Here is a 23,594-nt window from a genome sequence, read left to right as displayed (position 1 = left end):
GGTATGCGCATGCGCGCGCTGGTTACTGTAGTGGGCCTGCTGGTGATGGCTGTGGCCGTCGAAGCGCTGGCCGCTACCCAAGTACGAAGTGTCCGCTTATGGCGTGCACCGGATAACACCCGGCTGGTTTTCGATCTGTCCGGGCCTGTCCAGCACAGTGTTTTCACGCTGACATCGCCTGATCGTCTGGTCATCGATATCAATGGCGCGACCCTCGCCGGGCCGCTGAATGTGGCAACGGCCAATACGCCGATCACCAGCATGCGTTCGGCCCAACGTACTCCGACGGATCTTCGGGTGGTCATCGACCTGAAAAAGGTGGTCACGCCCAAGAGCTTCACCCTGGCGCCCAACCAGCAGTACGGTAACCGTCTGGTGGTGGACCTGTTCGACAACGCCGCCGACGCCAATCCTGCGCCGACTATCCCGGACAACGTGGCCAATACTGCGCCCGCTGTCCCTGTGAGCCCGGCCAAGCCCGAAATCAAGCTGACGCCTGTGCCCAACGGCAAGCGCGACATCGTGGTCGTCATCGACGCCGGCCATGGCGGCGAAGACCCCGGCGCCTCTGGCGGCAGAGGCCAGCAAGAGAAACATGTGGTGTTGTCCATCGCCAAGGAGTTGCAGCGCCAGATCAATGGTGAAAAGGGCTACCGTGCCGAGCTGACGCGCACTGGCGACTATTTCATTCCGTTGCGCAAGCGTACGGAAATCGCTCGTGCCAAGGGCGCAGACCTGTTTGTGTCCATTCACGCCGACGCCGCACCTTCAAAAGCAGCCTTTGGTGCTTCGGTGTTTGCCTTGTCCGACAAGGGCGCAACCTCCGAAACCGCACGCTGGCTGGCGGACAGTGAAAACCGTTCCGACCTGATCGGTGGTGCCGGTGCGGTCAGCCTGGATGACAAGGACCGGATGCTGGCGGGCGTGCTGCTGGACCTGTCCATGACGGCCTCGCTGTCGTCGAGCCTGAACGTTGGGCAGAAGGTGTTGAGCAATATCGGACGGGTGACTTCGCTGCACAAATCCCGTGTCGAACAGGCCGGGTTCATGGTACTCAAGTCCCCTGACATTCCGTCGATCCTGGTGGAAACCGGCTTCATTTCCAACGCCAACGAAGCGAACAAGCTGACGACCTCTTCTCACCAGCAAGCGTTGGCTCGCTCGATCAATTCGGGCGTCAAACAGTTCTTCCAGCAGAACCCGCCTCAAGGCACTTACATCGCCTGGCTGCGGGATAACGGCAAGCTGGCGCAAGGGCCTCGGACCCATGTCGTGCGCTCGGGGGAAACCCTGGCGATGGTGGCGGCCCGTTATGACATGAGCGTGGCGACCCTGCGCAATGCCAACAACCTGAAGACCGATGCCTTGCGCATCGGCCAGGACCTGAGCATCCCGAGCACGGAGGTTGCGGCGCAATAATGAGTGACCTTCTTCTCGACGGCGATCAGACCGATGCTGCGAATGCTGCCCTGAATGCAGCCCGAATCGAACTGCTCAGCCCGCGACTGGCCAACCAGATTGCTGCGGGCGAAGTGGTCGAGCGTCCAGCTTCGGTCATCAAGGAACTGCTGGAAAACAGCCTGGATTCCGGTGCCCGGCGCATTGATGTCGATGTCGAGCAGGCCGGTATCAAGCTGCTGAAAGTCCGTGATGATGGCAGTGGCATTTCTTCCGATGACCTGCCTCTTGCACTGGCGCGACATGCCACCAGCAAGATTCGCGAGCTGGAAGACCTTGAACGGGTCATGAGCCTGGGGTTTCGGGGTGAGGCTCTGGCGTCGATCAGTTCCGTGGCGCGCCTGACCCTGACGTCTCGCACCCGCGATGCCGACAAGGCCTGGCAGGTCGAAACCGAAGGTCGCGACATGGCGCCGCGTGTGCAGCCCGCCGCGCATCCGGTCGGTACTTCGGTGGAAGTTCGCGATCTGTTTTTCAATACGCCGGCGCGTCGCAAGTTCCTCAAGGCCGAGAAGACTGAATTCGACCACCTGCAGGAAGTCATCAAGCGCATGGCGCTGGCGCGTTTCGACGTCGCTTTTCATCTTCGCCACAACGGTAAAACCGTGCTCAGCCTGCACGAAGCCCATGACGATGCTGCGCGAGCGCGTCGTGTCGGTGCGATCTGCGGGCCGGGCTTCCTGGAGCAGGCGCTGCCGATAGAAATCGAGCGCAATGGCCTGCATCTGTGGGGTTGGGTCGGTTTGCCGACGTTCTCGCGCAGTCAGGCGGATCTTCAGTATTTCTTCGTCAATGGCCGTGCGGTGCGCGACAAGCTGGTGGCCCATGCGGTCCGTCAGGCGTATCGCGACGTGCTGTTCAATGGTCGGCACCCGACATTCGTGCTGTTTTTCGAGCTGGATCCGGCTGCCGTGGACGTCAACGTTCACCCGACCAAGCATGAAGTGCGCTTCCGTGACGGGCGCATGGTGCATGATTTCCTGTACGGCACTCTGCATCGTTCCCTGGGTGATGTGCGGCCCGACGATCAGTTGACCAGTGCGCCGATACCCGTGGTCGAGCGCCCAAGCGGGCCGCAGGCCGGTGAGTTCGGGCCGCAAGGTGAAATGCGTCTGGCGAACAATGTGCTGGAGCAGCCTCAGGGCGAGCCTTATGCACGACCGGCATCGGGCGGTTCGGGCGGCGGCTATCAGTATCAGTACTCGCCACGTCCGACTTCCGCATTGCCAGCTGCCGAAGCGCAAAGTGCCTATCGGGAGTTTTTCGCGCCGCTGCCCGAGGCTGCACCGGCTTCGCTGCCGGAGTCGCAAAGCGATATTCCGCCACTGGGTTACGCGCTGGCGCAGCTCAAGGGTATTTATATCCTGTCCGAAAACGCCCACGGGCTGGTGCTGGTGGACATGCATGCCGCCCATGAGCGCATCATGTATGAGCGTCTGAAAATCGCCATGGCCAGCGAAGGCCTCAGCGGGCAGCCGTTGTTGGTGCCCGAGTCACTGGCGGTGAGTCAGCGCGAGGCCGATTGTGCCGAAGAGCACATCGCGACCTTCCAGCGCCTGGGTTTTGAATTGCAGCGCCTTGGCCCGGAAACCCTGGCCATCCGGCAGATTCCGGCACTGCTCAAGCAGGCCGAGGCGAACCGTCTGGTCAGCGATGTGCTGGCCGATCTGATGGAGTACGGCACCAGCGACCGGGTGCAGGCGCATATCAACGAACTGCTGGGCACCATGGCGTGTCATGGCGCGGTTCGGGCCAATCGCCGTCTGGCCATCCCGGAAATGAACGCCTTGCTGCGCGATATGGAAAACACCGAGCGCAGCGGCCAATGCAACCATGGTCGACCCACCTGGACCCAGATGGGCCTGGACGACCTGGACAAATTATTCCTGCGCGGTCGTTGAATGAATGCTTTACCACCGGCCATCTTTCTCATGGGGCCAACTGCCGCTGGCAAGACCGATCTTGCCATCGAACTGACCAAACTCCTGCCTTGCGAGCTGATCAGCGTAGATTCGGCGCTGGTCTATCGCGGCATGGATATCGGAACGGCCAAGCCTTCACGGGAGCAACTGGCCGAATTTCCCCATCGTCTGATCGATATTCTCGACCCGTCCGAAAGCTACAGCGCCTCCGATTTCCGTACTGACGCCCTGGCCGCCATGGCCGAAATTACCGCACGGGGAAATATTCCTTTGCTGGTGGGCGGCACTATGTTGTATTTCAAGGCTCTATTGGACGGGCTTGCGGATATGCCTGCCGCCGATGCACAGGTTCGAGCCGAGCTTGAAGCCCACGCAAAGGCCCATGGCTGGCAGGCGTTGCATGATCAGTTGGCTGCCGTGGACCCGGTGTCTGCGGCACGTATCCATCCCAACGATCCCCAGCGCCTGATCAGGGCACTGGAGGTGTATCGGGTCAGCGGGATGAGCATGACGGCGCATCGCGAGCAACAATCTGAGCAAACTGCTCAAGCCACAGCGTCCGGGCGTCAGCAATTGCCCTATACTGTGGCCAGTCTCGCGATAGCTCCGGCTGATCGCAAGGTGTTACATGACCGCATCGCACTACGCTTTTTGCAAATGCTGGATCAGGGGTTTCTGGACGAAGTACTGGCTTTGCGCTCAAGAGGAGACCTGCATTCGGGTTTGCCATCGATAAGAGCTGTCGGTTATCGCCAGGTCTGGGATCACCTGGATGGGAAGCTGACACGGGAAGAAATGCAGGAGCGGGGCATCATTGCCACGCGCCAGCTGGCCAAAAGGCAGTTCACCTGGCTACGCAGTTGGGAGAATTTGCACTGGTTGGACAGCCTGGCACGCGACAATCTGCCACGCACCTTGAAATACCTGGGATCGGCCTCCATATTGGGCTGAGTCCTTGCAATTGCCGTCTATCCTTGGGGGGTGGCCGGTTCGAGCGAATCGAATTCGTTTTATTATTATTGATCCTTAAAGGAGTGCGGCACATGTCAAAAGGGCATTCGCTACAAGACCCTTACCTGAATACCTTGCGTAAAGAGAAGGTCGGGGTTTCGATCTATCTGGTTAACGGCATCAAGCTGCAAGGCACCATCGAGTCTTTTGACCAGTTCGTCATCCTGCTGAAAAACACTGTCAGCCAGATGGTCTACAAGCACGCAATCTCCACTGTTGTTCCTGTTCGTCCGATTCGCCTGCCTAGCGCTACCGATTCCGATTCGGGTGACGCTGAGCCAGGTAACGCCTGATAGGAGTCTGCCTTGTTCTTTGAGCGCCACAGTGGTGGTGAGCGGGCAATTCTCGTTCACCTGGATGGTCAGGACCCTGAGGCGCGCGAAGATCCGCAGGAGTTTCAGGAGCTGGCCATATCGGCGGGTGCCGATACCGTCGCGTTTATCAACGTGCCGCGTCATCGGCCATCGGCCAAATACCTGATTGGCACTGGCAAGGTCGAAGAGCTTCGCGACCAGGTCAGGACCGAGCAGGCCGATCTGGTTATCTTCAATCACACTCTCTCGCCCAGCCAGGAACGTAACCTCGAGCGTGCATTCGAGTGTCGCGTGCTGGATCGCACCGGTCTGATTCTGGACATCTTCGCGCAACGTGCGCGCACTCACGAAGGCAAGCTGCAGGTCGAACTGGCCCAGCTTGAGCATATGAGTACCCGTCTTGTTCGTGGCTGGACTCACCTTGAGCGTCAGAAAGGTGGTATCGGTTTGCGTGGGCCGGGTGAAACCCAGCTGGAAACGGACCGTCGCCTGCTTCGGGTTCGCCTGCGGCAGATCAAGGCGCGCCTGGAAAAGGTTCGCAGTCAGCGCGATCAGGCCCGCAGAGGGCGCAAACGCGCCGATATTCCTTCGGTTTCACTGGTGGGCTATACCAACGCCGGCAAATCGACACTGTTCAATGCGGTGACGGACTCTGAGGTGTTCGCGGCCGACCAGTTGTTCGCAACCCTCGATCCGACCCTGCGCCGTCTGCAGCTCGACGATCTGGGGCCGATCGTTCTGGCCGATACCGTGGGTTTCATCCGTCACCTGCCGCACAAGCTGGTCGAGGCTTTCCGGGCAACGCTCGAAGAGTCGAGCAACTCGGACCTGCTGCTGCATGTCATCGACTCCCATGAGCCTGACCGCATGTCGCAGATCGAACAGGTCATGGCGGTGCTGGGAGAGATCGGCGCCGAGGGCTTGCCGATCCTTGAGGTGTATAACAAACTCGATTTGCTGGAAGGTGTGGATCCTCAGATACAACGCGATGCCGATGGCAAGCCGCAGCGTGTCTGGGTGTCTGCCCATGACGGTCGAGGGCTGGACCTGCTCAAGCAGGCTGTGGCCGAATTGCTGGGTGACGATTTGTTTGTCGGCACCTTGCGTTTGCCTCAGCGTTTTGCTCGACTGCGCGCACAGTTTTTTGAGTTGGGCGCGGTGCAGAGTGAAAACCATGACGAAGAAGGTGCCAGCCTGTTGGCAGTTCGTCTGCCGCGAGTCGAATTCAATCGCCTGGTGAGTCGCGAAGGACTGCAGCCGCTGGAGTTCATTGAGCAACACACTTTGCAATAAAAGCGCGGTAAAGCCATTGTACGGCTTTAACGGGCATTCTGTAGCATTGGTTGGCGCGCCGTGGGCGCGTCTTTGCTTTATCAGATGGAGAGCGCTATGGCTTGGAATGAGCCGGGTGGCAACTCGAATAATCAAGATCCCTGGGGTGGAAAACGCCGTGGCGGCGACCGCAAGGGACCACCTGATCTCGACGAGGCCTTCCGTAAGCTGCAGGAAAGCCTGAATGGGTTGTTCGGCGGCGGTAAGAAACGCAGCGGTGACGGTAATGGCGGCGGTTCGGGTGGCGGCGGTGGCTTCGGCCTGCTGGGCATCGGCCTTGTCGTGCTTTTCGCTTTCTGGCTTTACAACGCCGTTTACGTCGTTGACGAGCAGGAGCAGGCTGTCGTTCTGCGTTTCGGCCAATACTACGAAACCGTAGGTTCGGGTCTGAATATCTATTTCCCGCCGTTCGATCGCAAGTACATGGAAAACGTGACTCGCGAACGTGCCTACAGCAAGCAGGGCCAGATGCTGACCGAAGACGAGAACATCGTCGAAGTGCCGCTGACCGTGCAGTACAAGATCAGCAACCTGCAGGATTTCGTGCTGAACGTCGATCAGCCTGAAATCAGCCTGCAGCACGCGACCGAAAGTGCGCTGCGCCATGTCGTGGGTTCCACGGCGATGGATCAGGTACTGACTGAAGGTCGTGAGTTGATGGCGAGCGAAATCAAGGAGCGTCTGCAACGCTTCCTCGATACCTATCGCACCGGTATCACCATCACCCAGGTGAACGTACAGAGCGCAGCTGCGCCGCGTGAAGTGCAGGAAGCCTTCGATGACGTGATCCGTGCCCGTGAAGACGAGCAGCGTGCCCGCAACCAGGCCGAGAGCTACGCCAATGGCGTGATTCCTGAAGCCCGTGGTCAGGCCCAGCGCATCATCGAAGACGCCAACGGCTATCGCGATGAAGTGGTTTCCCGCGCCAAGGGTGAGGCTGACCGCTTTACCAAACTGGTTGCCGAATACCGCAAGGCTCCTGAAGTTACCCGCCAGCGTCTGTATCTGGACACCATGCAGGAAGTCTTCAGCAATACCAGCAAGGTTCTCGTGACCGGCGACAAGGGTCAGAACAATCTGCTTTATCTGCCGCTCGACAAGATGATCGAAAGCAGTCGTGGTGGTAGCACCGGAAACACTTCGGGTTCCGGTAGTGCGTCCGCAACTGGAACGGATACCGGTGCGCGAGCGCCCGATACCCAGCAGCGCGATGTACGTACCAGGGAGAGTCGCTGATGAGCAATAAATCGCTGATCACCCTTATTTTGGGCGTGGTGCTGGCAATCGTTGCCTGGAACAGCCTCTATATCGTGTCCCAGACCGAGCGTGCGGTTCTGCTGCAATTCGGTCGTGTGGTCAAGGCTGATGTGCCGCCGGGCCTTCATGTGAAGATTCCTTACATGAACCAGGTGCGCAAGTTCGATGGCCGCCTGCTGACGCTCGATGCGCCTACCCAGCGTTTCCTGACGCTGGAAAAGAAAGCGGTCATGGTCGATGCCTACGCCAAATGGCGCGTGAAGGATGCGGAGCGTTTCTACACCGCGACTTCCGGCCTCAAGCAGATTGCCGACGAGCGCCTGTCGCGTCGTCTGGAATCCGGCCTGCGTGACCAGTTCGGCAAGCGCACCCTGCACGAAGTCGTGTCGGGTGAGCGTGACGCGCTGATGGCTGACATCACGGGCTCCCTGAACCGCATGGCCGAGAAAGAGCTGGGTATCGAAGTGATCGATGTCCGGGTCAAGGCCATCGACCTGCCCAAGGAAGTCAACCGCAGCGTATTCGAGCGCATGAGCACCGAGCGTGAGCGTGAAGCGCGTGAGCACCGTGCCAAGGGTAACGAGCTGGCTGAAGGTATTCGTGCCGATGCCGATCGTCAGCGCCGTGTGCTGCTGGCTGAAGCCTATCGCGAGTCTGAAGAGGCGCGCGGTGACGGTGATGCCCAGGCTGCTGCGATCTACTCCAAGGCTTACGGCCAGGACCAGGAGTTCTACGCGTTCTACCGTAGCCTGCGCGCCTACCGCGAGAGCTTCACGAGCAAGAGTGACGTGATGGTGCTTGATCCGGGCAGCGAGTTCTTCCGCTTCCTGGAAAAAGCCAAGCCGTAATTCATCAACCCGCCGGGCGGCAAAACCGCCCGGTGGGGTGATCGTACGGTAAAACGTGTGTATGATGCGGCAGCCGGGAAATTCCCGGCTTTTTTGCGTCTGCACGATTGATTGGCCGCAGCCGACTTGGCGGGCGGCAAGATTTTTCGAGGAGAGTGGTCAGCAAGGCCTGTCTCGGGCGTTTGTCGTGCCCGTCATACGGGCGACCACTTTCTGCTTCACTCAAGGCTTGCCTCACGGCTGGCCACCCGGATCACAGGGGAATGGCGTAATGGCAACGGTTGACCGCTGGCTGCTACCAGATGGCATCGAAGAAGTACTGCCACCAGAAGCGGCGCGTATCGAAGTAGCGCGTCGTCAGGTGTTGGATCTGTTCCAGAGCTGGGGCTATGAGTTTGTCGTCACCCCGCATATCGAATATCTGGAGTCTCTGCTCACCGGAGCAGGCTCGGATCTGGATCTGCGCACCTTCAAGGTGATCGATCCGCAGTCGGGACGGCAAATGGGCTTTCGTGCCGATATCACGCCGCAGGTGGCGCGTATCGATGCGCACACCCTCAAGCGTGAAGGGCCAAGCCGTCTTTGCTACGCGGGCAGCGTCCTGCATGCCCAGCCGCGTGCCTTGTCATCCTCGCGCAGCCCGATTCAACTGGGCGCCGAGTTGTATGGCGATGCGAGCCCGAGCAGCGATGTCGAAGTCATCAGCCTGATGCTGGCGATGCTGCAACTGGCCGACGTACCTGATGTCCACATGGACCTTGGGCATGTGGGTATTTATCGTGGGCTGGCCCGTGCGGCCGGTCTGTCGGGCGAGGTCGAGCAGCAGTTGTTCGATGCCCTGCAGCGCAAGGCCATCGATGAAGTCATTGCCCTGACGGCCGATCTGCCGCAAGAGCTGGCCACGATGCTGCGCGCTCTGGTCGACCTGTGTGGCGGTCGTGAAGTCCTGGCTGCTGCGCGTGACCGTCTGGCGAATGCGCCTGCGCCCGTGCTGGCTGCGCTGGACGATCTGCTGAGCATCGCCGATCGCCTGTCTGCGCGCTTCCCGCAGTTGCCTTTGTATTTCGATCTCGGTGAGCTGCGCGGCTACCACTACCATACCGGTGTGGTCTTCGCGGTGTTCGTGCCGGGCGTAGGTCAATCGATTGCCCAGGGCGGTCGTTATGATGATATCGGCGCCGACTTCGGTCGCGCCCGTCCGGCAACCGGTTTCTCCACGGACCTGAAAACCCTGGTGACACTGGGTCGTGCAGAAATCGAGCTGCCATCGGGTGGTATATGGATGCCGGACAGCACGGATGCAGCACTCTGGCAGCAGGTTTGCCAGTTGCGCAGCGAAGGGCAGCGTGTGGTTCAGGCTTTGCCTGGGCAGCAGGTGAGTGCAGCGCGTGAAGCCGATTGCGATCGGCAATTGATTCAGCATGGCGAGCGTTGGCAGGTAATGCCGCTGGCTTCTTGAGTATTCCTGCCGGCCGCCGCCGGCACCAAGTTTGCGTGAATGAGGACAAGTGTTATGGGTAAGAATGTCGTAGTCCTGGGCACCCAATGGGGTGATGAGGGCAAAGGCAAGATCGTTGATCTGCTGACCGAACATGCGACCGCTGTGGTTCGCTATCAGGGTGGCCACAACGCAGGTCACACACTGGTGATCGATGGCGAGAAGACCGTCCTGCACCTGATTCCGTCCGGTGTACTGCGCGAAGGCGTACAGTGCCTGATCGGTAACGGTGTAGTGGTTGCACCCGACGCGCTGCTGCGCGAAATCGTCAAGCTTGAAGAGAAAGGCATTCCGGTGCGCGAGCGTCTGCGCATCAGCCCTTCCTGCCCGCTGATCCTGTCGTATCACGTTGCGCTTGATCAGGCGCGTGAAAAAGCGCGTGGCGAACTGAAGATCGGTACGACCGGTCGCGGTATCGGCCCGGCTTACGAAGACAAGGTCGCGCGTCGCGGTCTGCGCATTGGCGACCTGTTCCATCGCGAGCGTTTCGCAGCCAAGCTGGGTGAGCTGCTCGACTACCACAACTTCGTGCTGGTCAATTACTACAAAGAGCCTGTCATCGACTTCCAGAAGACGCTCGACGAGTGCATGGAATACGCTGACCTGCTCAAGCCGATGATGCTCGACGTCACCGCTGCGCTGCATGAAATGCGTCGCGACGGTAAAGACATCATGTTCGAGGGTGCCCAGGGTTCGCTGCTGGATATCGACCACGGTACTTATCCGTACGTCACCAGCTCCAACACCACCGCTGGCGGCATCGCTACCGGTTCGGGTTTCGGTCCGATGTACCTGGATTACATCCTGGGCATCACCAAGGCCTACACCACTCGCGTCGGTTCGGGTCCTTTCCCTACCGAGCTGTTTGATGATGTAGGTGCTTTCCTGGCCAAGCGTGGCCACGAGTTCGGTGCTACCACCGGCCGTGCCCGTCGTTGTGGCTGGTTCGATGCGGTCATCCTGCGTCGTGCTATCGAGATCAACAGCATCTCGGGCCTGTGCCTGACCAAGCTGGACGTTCTCGATGGTCTGGAAACCATCAACATCTGTGTCGGCTACGAGAATGATGAGGGTGCTGTCATCGACGCGCCTACCGATGCCGACAGCTACAACGGTCTGCGTCCGGTCTACGAGCAGATGCCAGGCTGGAGCGAATCCACTCTGGGCGCCAAAACTCTGGCAGAGCTGCCTGAGAATGCTCGTGCCTACATCAAGCGTGTTGAAGAATTGGTAGGCGCGCCTATCGATATCATCTCCACCGGCCCTGACCGCAACGAAACCATCGTTCTGCGTCATCCGTTTGCTTGATTGAGCTTGTTGTGGTGTAAAAAGGGGTCGCATCTTGCGGCCCTTTTTTGTTTTTGGCTGTTTGGTATGCCAAGTGCGGGATTGTACTTGCTGTACGGCACGGCGCTTGCTACATAGAAGCGTCAGAAAAGGTGCCATTATTTTAATGTCACCCATGGTGGAGGGATTCTCCCGTGTCAGCAGTGCTCTCTCTTTTACGCAGCCGCTTGCTGCGTCCGGTTTTCATCGCGCTTGGTATTGCCATTCTGGTGCAGGTGCTTGTTGCAGTCGCTCTTACCCGGAGCACCGTCACGGCGCTGGAAGCGGATCTTGCCAGCCGGTTGGGGGTAGATTCGCAACATTTGTCTTCTGAACTGGAGCGTGCGAGTAGCGAGGTGACATCAAGTCTTGATGCGCTTTCTGCCAGCACCCGTCAACGCTTGAGTGCCGGCTTGTCTACACGTCTCAAGGACGAGCAGGCGCAATTGCGCGCTACGCTGGAAAAGAGTCTCAAGGATTCGGCTACCGATATGGCCGAGTTGCTGGCGGCGGTGGCACCGCGAGCCATGTGGGATAACGATACGCCCACATTGTCCGAATTCGCCCGTCGTGCGCAGCGCAATCCCAATGTTCTGTTTGTCGTCTACGACGATGCTGCCGGTGAGCACCTGACCCGTTATCTGAATCGTGACAATGCCTTGATCAAGTCGCTGCTCGCCAAGGGTGAAGGCGAGCGCGCCATGGACAAGGTCCTGAATGCCGCGAAAAACGATCCGTCGGTTTACTACATCGAAGCCTCGATCAGCCCTAATGGTGTCGAGATCGGCAAGGTGCGCATGGGGGTTTCCACGGCCGCGGTCGAGGAAAACCTGGTGGCTCTGGACAAGCGCTTCGCATCTCTGATCACCAATGGTGAGCAACTGGTTTCGGAAAGTCTGGTGAGTGCATCGAAAGATAGCTCGGCTGCGCTGCGCACTCGTTTGCAGTCTGCCCAGAGCGCTGCGACGGCGATGACCAGCAATACCAGCCTGGCCGTTCAAGGCGCGGCCGAAGACCTGCGCTGGAGGATCGGTCTCGGTCTGGCGCTGGTTGGCCTGGGAGTGTTGCTGCTGCTGGCTGTGGTGTTGGGGCGTCGGGTGGTCAGCAAGCTGCATCTGCTGATTGCGGCCCTCAATGACCTGGCGGCAGGCGAGGGCGATCTGACCAAGCGTGTCAAACTCGACAGCAATGACGAGATTGGCGATATGTCGGCGGCGGTCAACCGCTTCATCGACAAACTGCAGCCGATCGTGCGCGAGGCGGGCGAAGTGGCTCAGCGTACCGGCGTTGAAATCGGTGTGATGAGCCAGCGTAACGCTGGCGCCGATGCGGCGGCTGAGCGGCAGCGTGACGAAGTGGCGGCCAGCCTGAAGGCTCTTGAGCAGATGGCTGATGAGGCGCAGTCGGAAAGCAATGCCATGCAGGCTGCTCTGCAGCAGGTGGTCGGCATCAAGCAGGCGACCGACGAGAACACTCGCACTTCGAATCAGGTGGGCGGGTTGATCGAGGCGCTGGCCGGGCAGGTGGAAACCGGAGCGAAAGTCATCGAGCGTCTGGCGCAGCAAAGCGAGCAGATCGAAGTCGTGCTTGAGGTGATTCACGGGATTGCCGAGCAGACCAACCTGTTGGCCCTGAACGCCGCCATCGAAGCGGCTCGCGCTGGCGAGACCGGGCGTGGTTTTGCGGTGGTTGCCGATGAGGTGCGTGCGCTGGCCAGCAAGACCCAAAGCTCCACCGGAGATATCCAGGAGCATATCGGTGCCTTGCAGCGAGGTGCCAAGGAAGCGGTGGCTGCCATCGGTCTTGCCGGGCGGCAGGCCAAAGAGGGGCTGGCGGTTCTGCGAGACAGCGCCAAGTTGCAACAGACAGTCCAGGAGTCGGTCGAGCAGGTGCATGCGGCAATCGGTCTCGCGACCAGGGCGGCAGAGCATCAGGCCGAAGGTGCCCAGGCGGTACGCGGTCGTGTGGAAGTGATTCATGCTCAGGCCGAGCAGGCTGCCAAGGCTGTTGTTGAAACTACGGCCAGCGGCAAGGTGCTCAATAGCCTGGCTGCGCAGTTGAAGGCGAGTCTGGGGCAGTTCAGGGCCTGATCATTTCGCGAATGAGTTCGCTCCTACCGGCCCGTAGGAGCGAATTTATTCGCGAAGCCCTTGAATGCATTCGTGAGCCTGAAAAATTCCAAACCCCGAAAAGCACAAAACCGAGCACAGGCTCGGTTTTGTTTGAATTGGTGCCCAGAAGAAGACTCGAACTTCCACGACCTTGCGGTCACCAGCACCTGAAGCTGGCGTGTCTACCAATTTCACCATCTGGGCAGCATCTTCAGCGCTGTACGCCGTTGATGGGGCGCACTATACGGAGGGAGTTTCGATCTGTAAACCCCTGTTTTGGTTTTAATAATCGAAACCCTGAAATGCAAAAACCCGCTTTCGCGGGTTTTTGTTTGAGCCTGAAGATTGATGTAATCTGCAGCTCTGAATTGGTGCCCAGAAGAAGACTCGAACTTCCACGACCTTGCGGTCACCAGCACCTGAAGCTGGCGTGTCTACCAATTTCACCATCTGGGCAGTATCAACAAGTGTTTGCCTGTCGATGGCGCGCACTATACGGAGCGCCTTTTGAGCTGTAAACCCCTGTTGTCAAAAATATTTGGAAAATTTCGCAGGCGGCGTCCAGTACGGTTTTTTGCGCCCTCTGGAAGGGTTTTTAGAGGGGCAGGTGAGTCTGAAATTTCCCGTTTCAATAGGTGTATGCCAAACTAACCCACATATAGACAAGGTGAAAACTCTCTAATGGCCGATTGGCAGTCCCTCGATCCCGAGGCCGCTCGTGAAGCGGAAAAATACGAAAACCCTATTCCCAGCCGTGAGCTGATTCTGCAGCACCTTGCCGAGCGCGGTTCGCCGGCAAGTCGCGAGCAACTGGTCGAAGAGTTCGGCCTGTCCACCGAGGATCAATTCGAAGCCTTGCGTCGTCGTCTGCGGGCGATGGAACGCGACGCTCAGTTGATCTACACCCGCCGCGGAACCTACGCGCCGGTGGACAAGCTGGACCTGATCCTGGGCCGCATCACCGGGCACCGTGACGGTTTCGGTTTTCTGGTTCCCGACGATGGCTCCGACGACCTGTTCATGAGTCCGGCGCAGATGCGTCTGGTGTTCGACGGCGACCGTGCCCTGGCACGCGTTTCTGGCCTCGACCGCCGTGGCCGCCGTGAAGGTGTCATTGTCGAAGTCGTTTCCCGTGCTCACGAAACCATTGTCGGTCGCTACTTTGAAGAGAGCGGCATCGGTTTCGTTATCCCGGACAACCCGAAGATCCAGCAGGAAGTGCTGGTGACGCCCGGGCGCAACAGCAGTGCGAAGATCGGTCAGTTCGTCGAGGTGAAAATCACCCACTGGCCGACGCCGCGCTTCCAGCCGCAGGGTGATGTGATTGAAGTGGTGGGCAACTACATGGCGCCCGGCATGGAAATCGATGTCGCGTTGCGCACCTACGACATTCCCCATGTATGGCCTGAGGCCGTGCTCAAGGAAGCGGCGAAGCTCAAGCCGGAAGTCGAAGAGAAGGACAAGGAAAACCGCGTCGACCTGCGTCACTTGCCTTTCGTGACCATCGACGGTGAAGACGCTCGCGACTTCGACGATGCGGTCTACTGTGAAGCCAGGCCGGGCAAGCTGCGTCTGTTCTCCGGTGGCTGGAAGCTCTACGTGGCGATTGCCGACGTATCGAGCTACGTGAAGATCGGCTCGGCGCTGGATGCAGAGTCCCAGGTGCGCGGCAACTCGGTGTATTTCCCCGAGCGTGTGGTGCCGATGCTGCCTGAGCAGCTCTCCAACGGCCTGTGCTCGCTGAACCCGCTTGTTGATCGTCTGGCCATGGTCTGTGAGATGACCATCTCCAAGACCGGCGAGATGACCGACTACGTCTTCTACGAAGCTGTCATCCACTCCCATGCTCGCCTGACCTACAACAAGGTCAGCACGATCCTGGAGCAGCCGAAGACTTCCGAGGCCAAGGCGTTGCGCGGCGAATACGCTGAAGTGGTGCCGCACCTCAAGCAGCTTTATGCGATGTATAAAGTGCTGCTGGGCGCGCGTCATGTGCGTGGCGCAATCGATTTCGAGACTCAGGAAACCCGGATCATTTTCGGTTCCGAGCGCAAGATTGCCGAAATCCGCCCGACGACCCGCAACGATGCTCACAAACTCATCGAAGAGTGCATGCTGGCTGCGAACGTGGCCACTGCCGAATTCCTGAAGAAGCATGAAATACCTGCGCTCTATCGTGTTCACGATGGTCCGCCGCCGGAGCGTCTGGAAAAGCTGCGCGCTTTCCTGGGCGAGCTGGGTCTGTCGCTGCATAAAGGCAAGGAAGGTCCTACGCCGAAGGATTACCAGGCGTTGCTGGAAACCGTGCGTGATCGTCCGGATTACCACCTGATCCAGACCGTGATGCTGCGTTCGTTGAGTCAGGCGGTCTACAGCTCGGACAACAACGGTCACTTCGGCCTGAATTACGAGGCGTATACGCACTTCACTTCGCCGATCCGTCGTTATCCCGACCTGCTCACGCACCGGGCCATCCGCAGCGTGATCCGCTCGAAGCAGGATACGCCGCACGTTCGTCGTGCCGGTGCTGCAACGATTCCGAAGGCGCGTATCTACCCTTACGACGAAGCCATTCTGGAGCAGTTGGGCGAGCAGTGCTCCATGAGCGAGCGCCGTGCCGACGAAGCTACGCGTGATGTGGTGAACTGGCTCAAGTGCGAGTTCATGAAGGATCGCGTAGGCGAGTCGTTCCCGGGTGTGATCACAGCCGTGACCGGTTTTGGTCTGTTCGTCGAGCTGACCGATATCTACGTCGAGGGTCTGGTTCACGTGACTGCTTTGCCGGGCGATTACTACCACTTCGATCCTGTGCATCACCGTCTCGCGGGTGAGCGCAGCGGTCGCAGCTTCCGCCTGGGTGATACGGTCGAAGTGCGCGTCATGCGTGTCGATCTGGATGAGCGCAAGATCGACTTCGAAGTGTCCGAGAAGACGGCCAGCGCGCCGGTCGGTCGCAAGCGTCGCGGCCAGGAAACTGCGCCTGCACCTGCTGCCGAGAAGGACAAGCCGGCGGCCAAGCCTGCCGGGCGTCGTGGTTCTTCAGCCAAGGAAGCCGTATCCGAAGCCTATCGTCCCAGCGATGCCGCGGCGAAAAACGCCGAAGTGCGCAAAAGCCGGGAAATGAAGAAGGCTCTTCTGGATCAGGCCAAGACCAGCGGCAAGACTTCCTCGGGTAAATCCGATAAGTCTGGCTCTGCTGCGTCGAAACCCAGTAAACATCGTAAGGGTCCGTCCAAGTCGGGCTCTGCTCCAGCTGCGAAAAGTGGCGGGGCGCGTAAACCCAAGGCCAAGTCATGAGTCAGTTGGAAAAAATCTACGGCGTGCACGCTGTAGAAGCGTTGCTGCGTCACCATCCAAAGCGGGTCAAACACATCTGGCTGGCTGAAGGCCGGAACGATCCTCGTGTCCAGGTGCTTGTCGAGCTGGCTGGCCAGAACCGCGTCACTATCGGTCAGGCTGAGCGTCGCGAAATGGACGCCTGGGTCGAGGGCGTACACCAGGGCGTGGTTGCCGATGTCAGCCCGAGCCAGGTCTGGGGCGAGGCGATGCTCGATGAGCTGCTGGATCGTACCGAAGGTGCGCCGCTGATTCTGGTGCTCGATGGCGTTACCGATCCGCATAACCTCGGCGCATGTTTGCGTACCGCCGATGCAGCCGGCGCGCTGGCAGTGATTGTGCCCAAGGATAAGTCGGCGACCCTGACGCCTGCGGTGCGTAAAGTGGCGTGTGGCGCGGCGGAAGTCATTCCGCTGGTGGCCGTGACCAACCTGGCCCGCAGCCTGGAAAAACTCCAGCAGCGCGGTCTGTGGGTGGTCGGCACGGCTGGCGAGGCCGAGCAGGAGCTGTATCAGCAGGACCTCACCGGCCCGACCATCCTGATCATGGGTGCCGAAGGCAAAGGCATGCGCCGCCTGACCCGCGAGCACTGCGACTATCTGGTACGCCTGCCGATGGCCGGTAGCGTCAGCAGCCTGAACGTCTCGGTCGCAACCGGCGTCTGTCTGTTTGAAGCGATGCGTCAGCGCAGCGTGAAAGCGGCCGCTACGCGGAAGTAGGCGTTAGCTGCAAGCGGTAAGCTACAAGCTACAAGCGGTCCGAGTTCTGCTTGCGGCTTATAGCTTGCCGCTTGAAGCTTGTAGCTGTCTCTTCCCCTCTGCTTCTTTCCCTTGCAGCTTCTTTCCCCCTTCTCTACAATTGCGCCCCTTGCTGTCACGGCAGGCGCTTTTGTGTCTGTCCCTGAGCAAGACTAACAGTGTCATTCACTCCTTGTCTGACCGCTTTGGCGGCAGGCTACAACCCGTAAGGAGCATTCATGCGTCATTACGAAATTATCTTTTTGGTCCACCCGGATCAAAGCGAGCAAGTCGGCGGCATGGTTGAGCGTTACACCAAGCTGATCGAAGAAGACGGCGGCAAAATCCACCGCCTGGAAGATTGGGGCCGTCGTCAACTGGCCTACGCAATCAACAATGTTCACAAGGCTCACTACGTGATGCTGAACGTTGAGTGCACTGGCAAGGCCCTGGCCGAGCTGGAAGACAACTTCCGTTACAACGATGCTGTGATCCGTAACCTGGTCATCCGTCGCGACGAAGCCGTAACTGGCCAGTCCGAGATGCTCAAGGCTGAAGAGAACCGCAGTGAGCGCCGTGAGCGTCGTGACCGTCCTGAGCACTCCGACAGCGCCGATGGCGATGACGGTGACAACAGCGACGTTAGCGATAACGCTGACGAGTAATCCACGGACCTTTTGAGGAGCCTATTACATGGCACGTTTCTTCCGTCGTCGTAAATTCTGCCGCTTCACCGCTGAAGACGTGAAAGAGATCGATTACAAAGATCTCAACACTCTGAAAGCTTATGTATCCGAGACCGGCAAAATCGTTCCAAGCCGCATCACCGGTACCAAAGCTCGTTATCAGCGTCAGCTGGCCACCGCTATCAAGCGCGCCCGCTTCCTGGCCTTGCTGGCCTACACCGACAGCCACGGCCGCTGAGACCAGGTAGTCGACAAAACGTAACAAGGGATAGATAGCATGCGCGCCCTGGCTGAATTCATCATGCGCGGCCGTATGCAGGCCACTTTGTTAGTGGCTGGATGTGCGGCATTGCCGCTGTTGTTCTGGTTAAGTGCTGCCGCAGGTTGCCTTGTGCTCCTGCGACGCGGGTTCAGTGATGCCGTTGGTGTCCTGGCCTGGGCTCTGCTGCCGGCTTTGGCCTGGTGGTATTTCGGTGAGCCGCGTACAGCCATGGTGCTGTTCGGTTCGCTGAGTTTGGCAATGGTTTTGCGTGCCAGCGAGTCCTGGGTCCGCGTGCTGCTGGTCAGCGTGGCGTTGGGTATGTTGTATGCAGTGATTCTGGGCACGGTTTTCCGCGAACCCATTGAAGCGATGTCGCAGGAGTTGCAGAAACACCTGCCGGCAATGCTCACGGGGCTCTACGAGCAATTGAACGTAGAAGAGCGAGCGCGTCTTGGAGCACTGATTACACCGGTACTCAATGGCCTGATAGCGTCGTTGCTGCAAATCGTTACAGTGCTGACCCTGATCCTGGGGCGTTACTGGCAAGCGTTGTTGTACAACCCGGGTGGTTTCGGACGCGAATTTCGCGCCCTGAGACTCCCGCTGATACCAACATCGGTGCTGTTGGTGTGCATGCTGCTGGGGCCGAACTTCGGTCCGCAGATGGCGATGCTTACACCGCTGTGCAGCGTACCGTTGTTGTTCGCCGGGCTGGCCCTGATGCATGGGATGGTGGCTGAAAAGCGACTGGCCAAGTTCTGGCTGGTGGGGATGTACATAACGCTGCTGGTATTCATGCAGCTGATCTATCCGTTGCTCGTGGTGATAGCCATTGTCGACAGCCTGATTGATTTTCGCGGTCGCCGGAAGCCGAAAGACTCCGGAGAAGGCCCTGCGAACGGTGAAGGTTAAAAGTTAAGAGGATTTTCCACATGCAACTGATCCTTCTGGAAAAAGTCGCGAACCTGGGCAACCTGGGCGACAAAGTAAACGTTAAGGCCGGCTACGGTCGTAACTACCTGCTGCCATACGGCAAAGCAACCGCTGCAACCGCTGCCAACCTGGCTGCGTTTGAAGAGCGTCGTGCAGAGCTGGAAAAACTGGCTGCAGAGAAAAAGGCTTCTGCCGAAACTCGCGCTGCCCAACTGGCTGAGCTGGAAGTGACCATCACTGCCACCGCTGGCGACGAAGGCAAGCTGTTCGGTTCGATCGGTACTCACGACATCGCTGATGCACTGACCGCCTCTGGCGTTGAAGTTGCAAAAAGCGAAGTTCGTCTGCCGAACGGCACTATCCGTAACGTCGGCGAATACGACGTTGCCGTGCACCTGCACAGCGACGTTGAAGCGACCGTTCGCGTTGTCGTGGTAGCAGCTTAAGCAGTACGCAATCGTCTGGCGGCTTTGCCGTTAGAGGATTAACATCGGGCACGATCCTGTTTACAGGTCGTGCCTTTTGTCTTTCTGCTAGCCCCTATTCTGTAAACCTCGAATTCAAGTGGCCATGAACGATATTTCCGCCCCCGAGCAATACGATCTGCAAACTGCTGCCCTCAAGGTGCCGCCGCATTCCATCGAGGCCGAACAGGCTGTGCTCGGTGGTTTGATGCTGGACAACAACGCCTGGGAGCGTGTGCTTGATCAAGTATCCGATGGCGATTTCTATCGGCATGACCACCGCCTGATCTTCCGCGCGATTGCCCGGCTGGCCGATCAGAACAGCCCGATTGACGTTGTGACCCTGTCCGAACAACTGGACAAGGAGGGTCAGACGTCTCAGGTGGGTGGTCTGGCGTACCTTAGTGAGCTGGCGAAAAACACGCCGTCTGTCGCCAACATCAAGGCTTATGCCCAGATCGTTCGCCAGCGGGCGACCCTGCGCCAGTTGATCGGCATCAGTAACGAGATTGCCGACAGCGCTTTCAACCCCGAAGGTCGTACCGCCGAAGAAATTCTCGACGAGGCCGAGCGGCAGATCTTCCAGATCGCCGAGGCGCGGCCCAAGACTGGCGGCCCGGTGGGCGTCAATGACCTGTTGACCAAGGCCATCGACCGTATCGACACGCTGTTCAACAGCGATAACGCGATTACCGGCCTGTCCACGGGCTATACCGACCTGGACGACAAGACCAGCGGCCTGCAACCGGCCGACCTGATCATCGTTGCCGGTCGTCCGTCCATGGGTAAGACCACGTTCGCCATGAACCTGGTAGAAAACGCGGTACTGCGCAGCGACAAGGTCGTACTGGTCTACTCGCTGGAGATGCCAGGCGAATCGCTGATCATGCGTATGCTTTCCTCGCTGGGGCGTATCGACCAGACCAAGGTTCGTGCCGGCCAGCTGGAAGATGATGACTGGCCGCGTCTGACTTCGGCGGTCAATCTGCTCAATGACCGCAAGCTGTTCATCGACGATACGGCCGGTATCAGTCCGTCCGAGATGCGTGCCCGTACCCGTCGTGTTGCCCGCGAGCATGGCGACATCGCCATGATCATGATCGACTACTTGCAACTGATGCAGATTCCGGGTTCTGCCGGTGACAACCGGACCAACGAGATTTCCGAGATTTCCCGCTCGTTGAAAGCCCTGGCCAAGGAATTCAACTGCCCGGTCATTGCCCTCTCGCAGCTCAACCGTTCCCTGGAGCAGCGCCCCAACAAGCGCCCGATCAACTCCGACTTGCGGGAATCCGGAGCGATCGAGCAGGACGCCGACGTCATCATGTTCGTGTATCGCGACGAGGTGTATCACCCGGAAACCGAGCATAAGGGCATTGCCGAGATCATCATCGGCAAGCAGCGTAACGGCCCGATCGGTACGTCCCGTCTGGCGTTCATCGGCAAGTACACCCGCTTCGAGAATCTCGCGCCGGGCAGTTACAACTTCGATGACGAGTGATGTGTAGGTGTAATGCCGATCAGTTAAGGTCATAAATCACTTTGTGGGAGGCAGCTTGCTGGCGACTTCAGCGTACAGACGCAGAATATCTGTCGGTTTTGAGGTCTTTTCGCCAGCAAGCTGCCTCCCGCAAGTTTTGTTTGTGCCTTAACTAATCCGACCACTATCGTCGGATTTGATCATTTTTTGTGCTATATTCCGCGCCCGCGATTTTTCCAACGTGCAAACGTAGGTCCTGACATGCAAGCAGCCAAGCCGTTATTTGACTATCCCAAGTACTGGGCCGAATGTTTCGGACCGGCGCCTTTCCTGCCGATGAGCCGGGAAGAAATGGATCAGCTTGGCTGGGATTCCTGCGATATCATCATCGTCACCGGCGATGCCTATGTGGATCACCCGTCTTTCGGCATGGCGATCATTGGTCGCCTGCTGGAATCCCAGGGTTTCCGCGTCGGGATCATTGCCCAGCCTGACTGGCAGTCCAAAGACGACTTCATGAAGCTCGGCGAGCCGAACCTGTTCTTCGGTGTCGCTGCTGGCAACATGGACTCGATGATCAACCGCTATACCGCGGACAAGAAGATCCGTTCCGACGACGCCTATACACCGGGCGGTCTGGCCGGGAAGCGTCCTGACCGTGCGAGTCTGGTCTACAGCCAGCGCTGCAAGGAAGCCTACAAGCATGTCCCGATCGTGCTGGGCGGTATCGAAGCCTCGCTGCGCCGCATCGCGCATTACGATTACTGGCAGGACAAGGTTCGCAACTCGATCCTGATCGACGCCAGCGCCGACATCCTGCTCTACGGCAATGCCGAGCGTGCGATTGTCGAAGTCGCCCAGCGTCTGTCCTACGGCCACAAGATCGAAGAGATCACCGATGTGCGCGGTACGGCGTTCATCCGTCGCGATACGCCTGCTGGCTGGTATGAAGTCGACTCCACGCGTATCGACCGTCCGGGCAAGATCGACAAGATCATCAACCCGTACGTGAACACTCAAGACACCCAGGCCTGCGCCATCGAGCAGGAAAAAGGCCCGGTAGAAGATCCGAACGAAGCCAAGGTCGTGCAGATCCTGGCCAGCCCGCGCATGACCCGCGACAAGACGGTCATCCGCCTGCCTTCGGTCGAGAAAGTCCGTAACGACGCCGTGCTCTATGCCCACGCCAACCGCGTGCTGCACCTGGAAACCAACCCGGGCAACGCCCGTGCGCTGGTTCAGAAGCATGGCGATGTGGACGTCTGGTTCAACCCGCCGCCCATTCCAATGACTACCGAAGAAATGGACTACGTGTTCGGCATGCCCTATGCGCGCGTTCCGCACCCGGCGTATGGCAAGGAGAAGATTCCGGCCTACGACATGATCCGTTTTTCGGTCAACATCATGCGCGGCTGTTTTGGTGGCTGCACCTTCTGTTCGATCACCGAGCACGAAGGGCGGATCATCCAGAACCGTTCCGAAGATTCGATCATTCGCGAAATCGAAGAGATTCGCGACAAGGTCCCAGGCTTTACTGGCGTTATTTCCGATATGGGCGGCCCTACCGCGAACATGTATCGCATCGCCTGCAAAAGCCCGGAAATCGAATCGGCGTGCCGCAAGCCGTCCTGTGTTTTCCCTGGCATCTGCCCGAACCTGAACACCGACCATTCGGCACTGATTCAGTTGTATCGCAGTGCCCGCGCCTTGCCGGGCGTGAAAAAGATCCTGATCGCTTCCGGCCTGCGTTACGACCTTGCGGTCGAGTCGCCGGAGTACGTCAAAGAGCTGGTGACCCACCACGTGGGTGGTTACCTGAAGATCGCCCCGGAACACACCGAGGAAGGTCCGCTCAACCAGATGATGAAACCGGGCATCGGCAGCTATGAAAAATTCAAGCGCATGTTCGAGAAGTATTCCAAAGAGGCAGGCAAGGAGCAGTACCTGATTCCTTACTTCATCGCCGCCCACCCGGGCACCACCGATGAAGACATGATGAATCTGGCACTGTGGCTCAAGGGCAATGGTTTCCGCGCCGATCAGGTGCAGGCGTTCTATCCGTCGCCAATGGCTTCGGCAACTGCCATGTATCACTCGGGCAAGAACCCGCTGCGCAAGGTCACGTACAAGAGCGACGGCGTCACCATCGTCAAGAGCGAGGCCCAGCGTCGTCTGCACAAGGCATTCCTGCGCTATCACGACCCGAAGGGTTGGCCGATGCTGCGTGAAGCGCTGGAGCGGATGGGCCGTGCTGACCTGATCGGCCCTGGCAAGCATCAACTGATCCCGTTGCATCAACCGGCGACCGACAGCTACCAGAGCGCCCGTCGCAAGAACTCGACACCGGCTGGCAGTCACAAGGTGGGCAAGGGTGGCAAGACCAACCTGATCCAGACCCAGCACACCGGCCTGCCGCCACGTGGCAGCGACGGCAGCAAGCCCTGGGACAAGCGCGAAGAAGCCAAGGCCGCCGCGCTGGCTCGCAACAAGCAGGCTGCCAAAGAGCGTATGGAAGCCGCCAAGGGCGGAAAGGGCAAGAAGCCTGCGCGCAAGCCAGTGGTGCCCCGCTAACGGTTCGTCCCCCTCCTCGTAGGAGCGAATTCATTCGCGAAAGGCTTC

General features: G+C 59.0%; 18 protein-coding genes and 2 tRNA genes. 18 read left to right on the top strand and 2 right to left on the bottom strand.

Going from position 1 to position 23,594, the window contains the following annotated elements; genetic code table 11:
* Window positions 1–3: 3 nt before the first annotated feature.
* The 10 genes from K5D32_RS13810 (at window position 4) to K5D32_RS13765 (ending at window position 13,056) form a co-directional block, all read left to right on the top strand.
* A complete protein-coding gene (locus tag K5D32_RS13810) occupies window positions 4–1,419 on the top strand; it encodes an N-acetylmuramoyl-L-alanine amidase (RefSeq protein ID WP_025258293.1) in 1,416 nt (471 codons plus the stop codon).
* The gene (mutL, locus tag K5D32_RS13805) at window positions 1,419–3,359 is read left to right on the top strand and encodes a DNA mismatch repair endonuclease MutL (RefSeq protein WP_260407382.1); all 1,941 of its coding nucleotides are present in this window, start codon (window positions 1,419–1,421) and stop codon (window positions 3,357–3,359) included. Before K5D32_RS13810 ends, mutL begins: the two co-directional genes overlap by 1 nt.
* Window positions 3,360–4,331 carry a tRNA (adenosine(37)-N6)-dimethylallyltransferase MiaA gene (miaA, locus tag K5D32_RS13800; protein ID WP_221600625.1) on the top strand — a complete coding sequence of 324 codons (972 nt, stop codon included), beginning with the start codon at window positions 3,360–3,362 and terminating at the stop codon, window positions 4,329–4,331.
* A gap of 92 nt (window positions 4,332–4,423) precedes the next feature.
* Window positions 4,424–4,684 carry an RNA chaperone Hfq gene (gene hfq / locus K5D32_RS13795; RefSeq protein ID WP_025258296.1) on the top strand — a complete coding sequence of 87 codons (261 nt, stop codon included), beginning with the start codon at window positions 4,424–4,426 and terminating at the stop codon, window positions 4,682–4,684.
* A gap of 12 nt (window positions 4,685–4,696) precedes the next feature.
* A complete protein-coding gene (hflX, locus tag K5D32_RS13790) occupies window positions 4,697–5,998 on the top strand; it encodes a ribosome rescue GTPase HflX (protein WP_221577935.1) in 1,302 nt (433 codons plus the stop codon).
* Between the two features lie 96 nt (window positions 5,999–6,094).
* Window positions 6,095–7,273 (top strand): FtsH protease activity modulator HflK, encoded by a 1,179-nt coding sequence (gene hflK, locus K5D32_RS13785; protein WP_025258298.1) that lies wholly within the window; start codon window positions 6,095–6,097, stop codon window positions 7,271–7,273.
* Complete coding sequence (gene hflC, locus K5D32_RS13780) at window positions 7,273–8,142, top strand: protease modulator HflC (RefSeq protein ID WP_221577934.1); 870 nt, start codon at window positions 7,273–7,275, stop codon at window positions 8,140–8,142. The genes hflK and hflC overlap by 1 nt, the downstream gene beginning before the upstream one ends.
* Before the next feature lie 271 nt (window positions 8,143–8,413).
* Window positions 8,414–9,601 carry an ATP phosphoribosyltransferase regulatory subunit gene (locus K5D32_RS13775; RefSeq protein ID WP_198724385.1) on the top strand — a complete coding sequence of 396 codons (1,188 nt, stop codon included), beginning with the start codon at window positions 8,414–8,416 and terminating at the stop codon, window positions 9,599–9,601.
* Between the two features lie 54 nt (window positions 9,602–9,655).
* Window positions 9,656–10,948, top strand: a complete 1,293-nt coding sequence (locus K5D32_RS13770) for an adenylosuccinate synthase (protein WP_221600623.1) — start codon at window positions 9,656–9,658, stop codon at window positions 10,946–10,948.
* Window positions 10,949–11,121: 173 nt separating this feature from the next.
* Window positions 11,122–13,056, top strand: a complete 1,935-nt coding sequence (locus K5D32_RS13765) for a methyl-accepting chemotaxis protein (protein WP_221593963.1) — start codon at window positions 11,122–11,124, stop codon at window positions 13,054–13,056.
* A 138-nt stretch (window positions 13,057–13,194) separates the two neighbouring features.
* Here K5D32_RS13765 and K5D32_RS13760 read toward each other — a convergent pair.
* Both K5D32_RS13760 and K5D32_RS13755 read right to left on the bottom strand, forming a co-directional pair.
* Window positions 13,195–13,281: transfer RNA gene (locus tag K5D32_RS13760), tRNA-Leu, on the bottom strand.
* A 165-nt stretch (window positions 13,282–13,446) separates the two neighbouring features.
* Window positions 13,447–13,533 (bottom strand) — tRNA-Leu (locus K5D32_RS13755).
* A gap of 225 nt (window positions 13,534–13,758) precedes the next feature.
* Between K5D32_RS13755 and rnr the strand changes: the two genes are divergently transcribed.
* The 8 genes from rnr (at window position 13,759) to K5D32_RS13715 (ending at window position 23,546) form a co-directional block, all read left to right on the top strand.
* Entirely contained in the window at window positions 13,759–16,374 is a 2,616-nt protein-coding gene (gene rnr, locus K5D32_RS13750) for a ribonuclease R (protein WP_221593962.1), read from the top strand.
* Entirely contained in the window at window positions 16,371–17,132 is a 762-nt protein-coding gene (rlmB, locus tag K5D32_RS13745; protein ID WP_201001774.1) for a 23S rRNA (guanosine(2251)-2'-O)-methyltransferase RlmB, read from the top strand. The genes rnr and rlmB overlap by 4 nt, the downstream gene beginning before the upstream one ends.
* 257 nt (window positions 17,133–17,389) lie before the next feature.
* A complete protein-coding gene (rpsF, locus tag K5D32_RS13740; RefSeq protein WP_002551828.1) occupies window positions 17,390–17,815 on the top strand; it encodes a 30S ribosomal protein S6 in 426 nt (141 codons plus the stop codon).
* 28 nt (window positions 17,816–17,843) lie between these two features.
* Window positions 17,844–18,074, top strand: coding sequence for a 30S ribosomal protein S18 (gene rpsR / locus K5D32_RS13735; protein WP_002551829.1), 231 nt, complete (start codon window positions 17,844–17,846; stop codon window positions 18,072–18,074).
* A gap of 39 nt (window positions 18,075–18,113) precedes the next feature.
* Window positions 18,114–19,010, top strand: coding sequence for a hypothetical protein (locus tag K5D32_RS13730; RefSeq protein ID WP_198724389.1), 897 nt, complete (start codon window positions 18,114–18,116; stop codon window positions 19,008–19,010).
* Window positions 19,011–19,030: 20 nt separating this feature from the next.
* Window positions 19,031–19,477 (top strand): 50S ribosomal protein L9, encoded by a 447-nt coding sequence (gene rplI, locus K5D32_RS13725; protein WP_025258306.1) that lies wholly within the window; start codon window positions 19,031–19,033, stop codon window positions 19,475–19,477.
* Window positions 19,478–19,601: 124 nt separating this feature from the next.
* Complete coding sequence (dnaB, locus tag K5D32_RS13720; protein ID WP_025258307.1) at window positions 19,602–20,996, top strand: replicative DNA helicase; 1,395 nt, start codon at window positions 19,602–19,604, stop codon at window positions 20,994–20,996.
* A 240-nt stretch (window positions 20,997–21,236) separates the two neighbouring features.
* A complete protein-coding gene (locus tag K5D32_RS13715) occupies window positions 21,237–23,546 on the top strand; it encodes a YgiQ family radical SAM protein (protein ID WP_221539499.1) in 2,310 nt (769 codons plus the stop codon).
* Window positions 23,547–23,594 lie beyond the last annotated feature (48 nt).

The sequence above is a fragment of the Pseudomonas cichorii genome, from assembly GCF_019719005.1.
In the GTDB taxonomy this organism is placed as follows: Bacteria; Pseudomonadota; Gammaproteobacteria; order Pseudomonadales; family Pseudomonadaceae; genus Aquipseudomonas; species Aquipseudomonas cichorii_E.
This window is presented reverse-complemented; position numbering and strand designations above follow the sequence as displayed.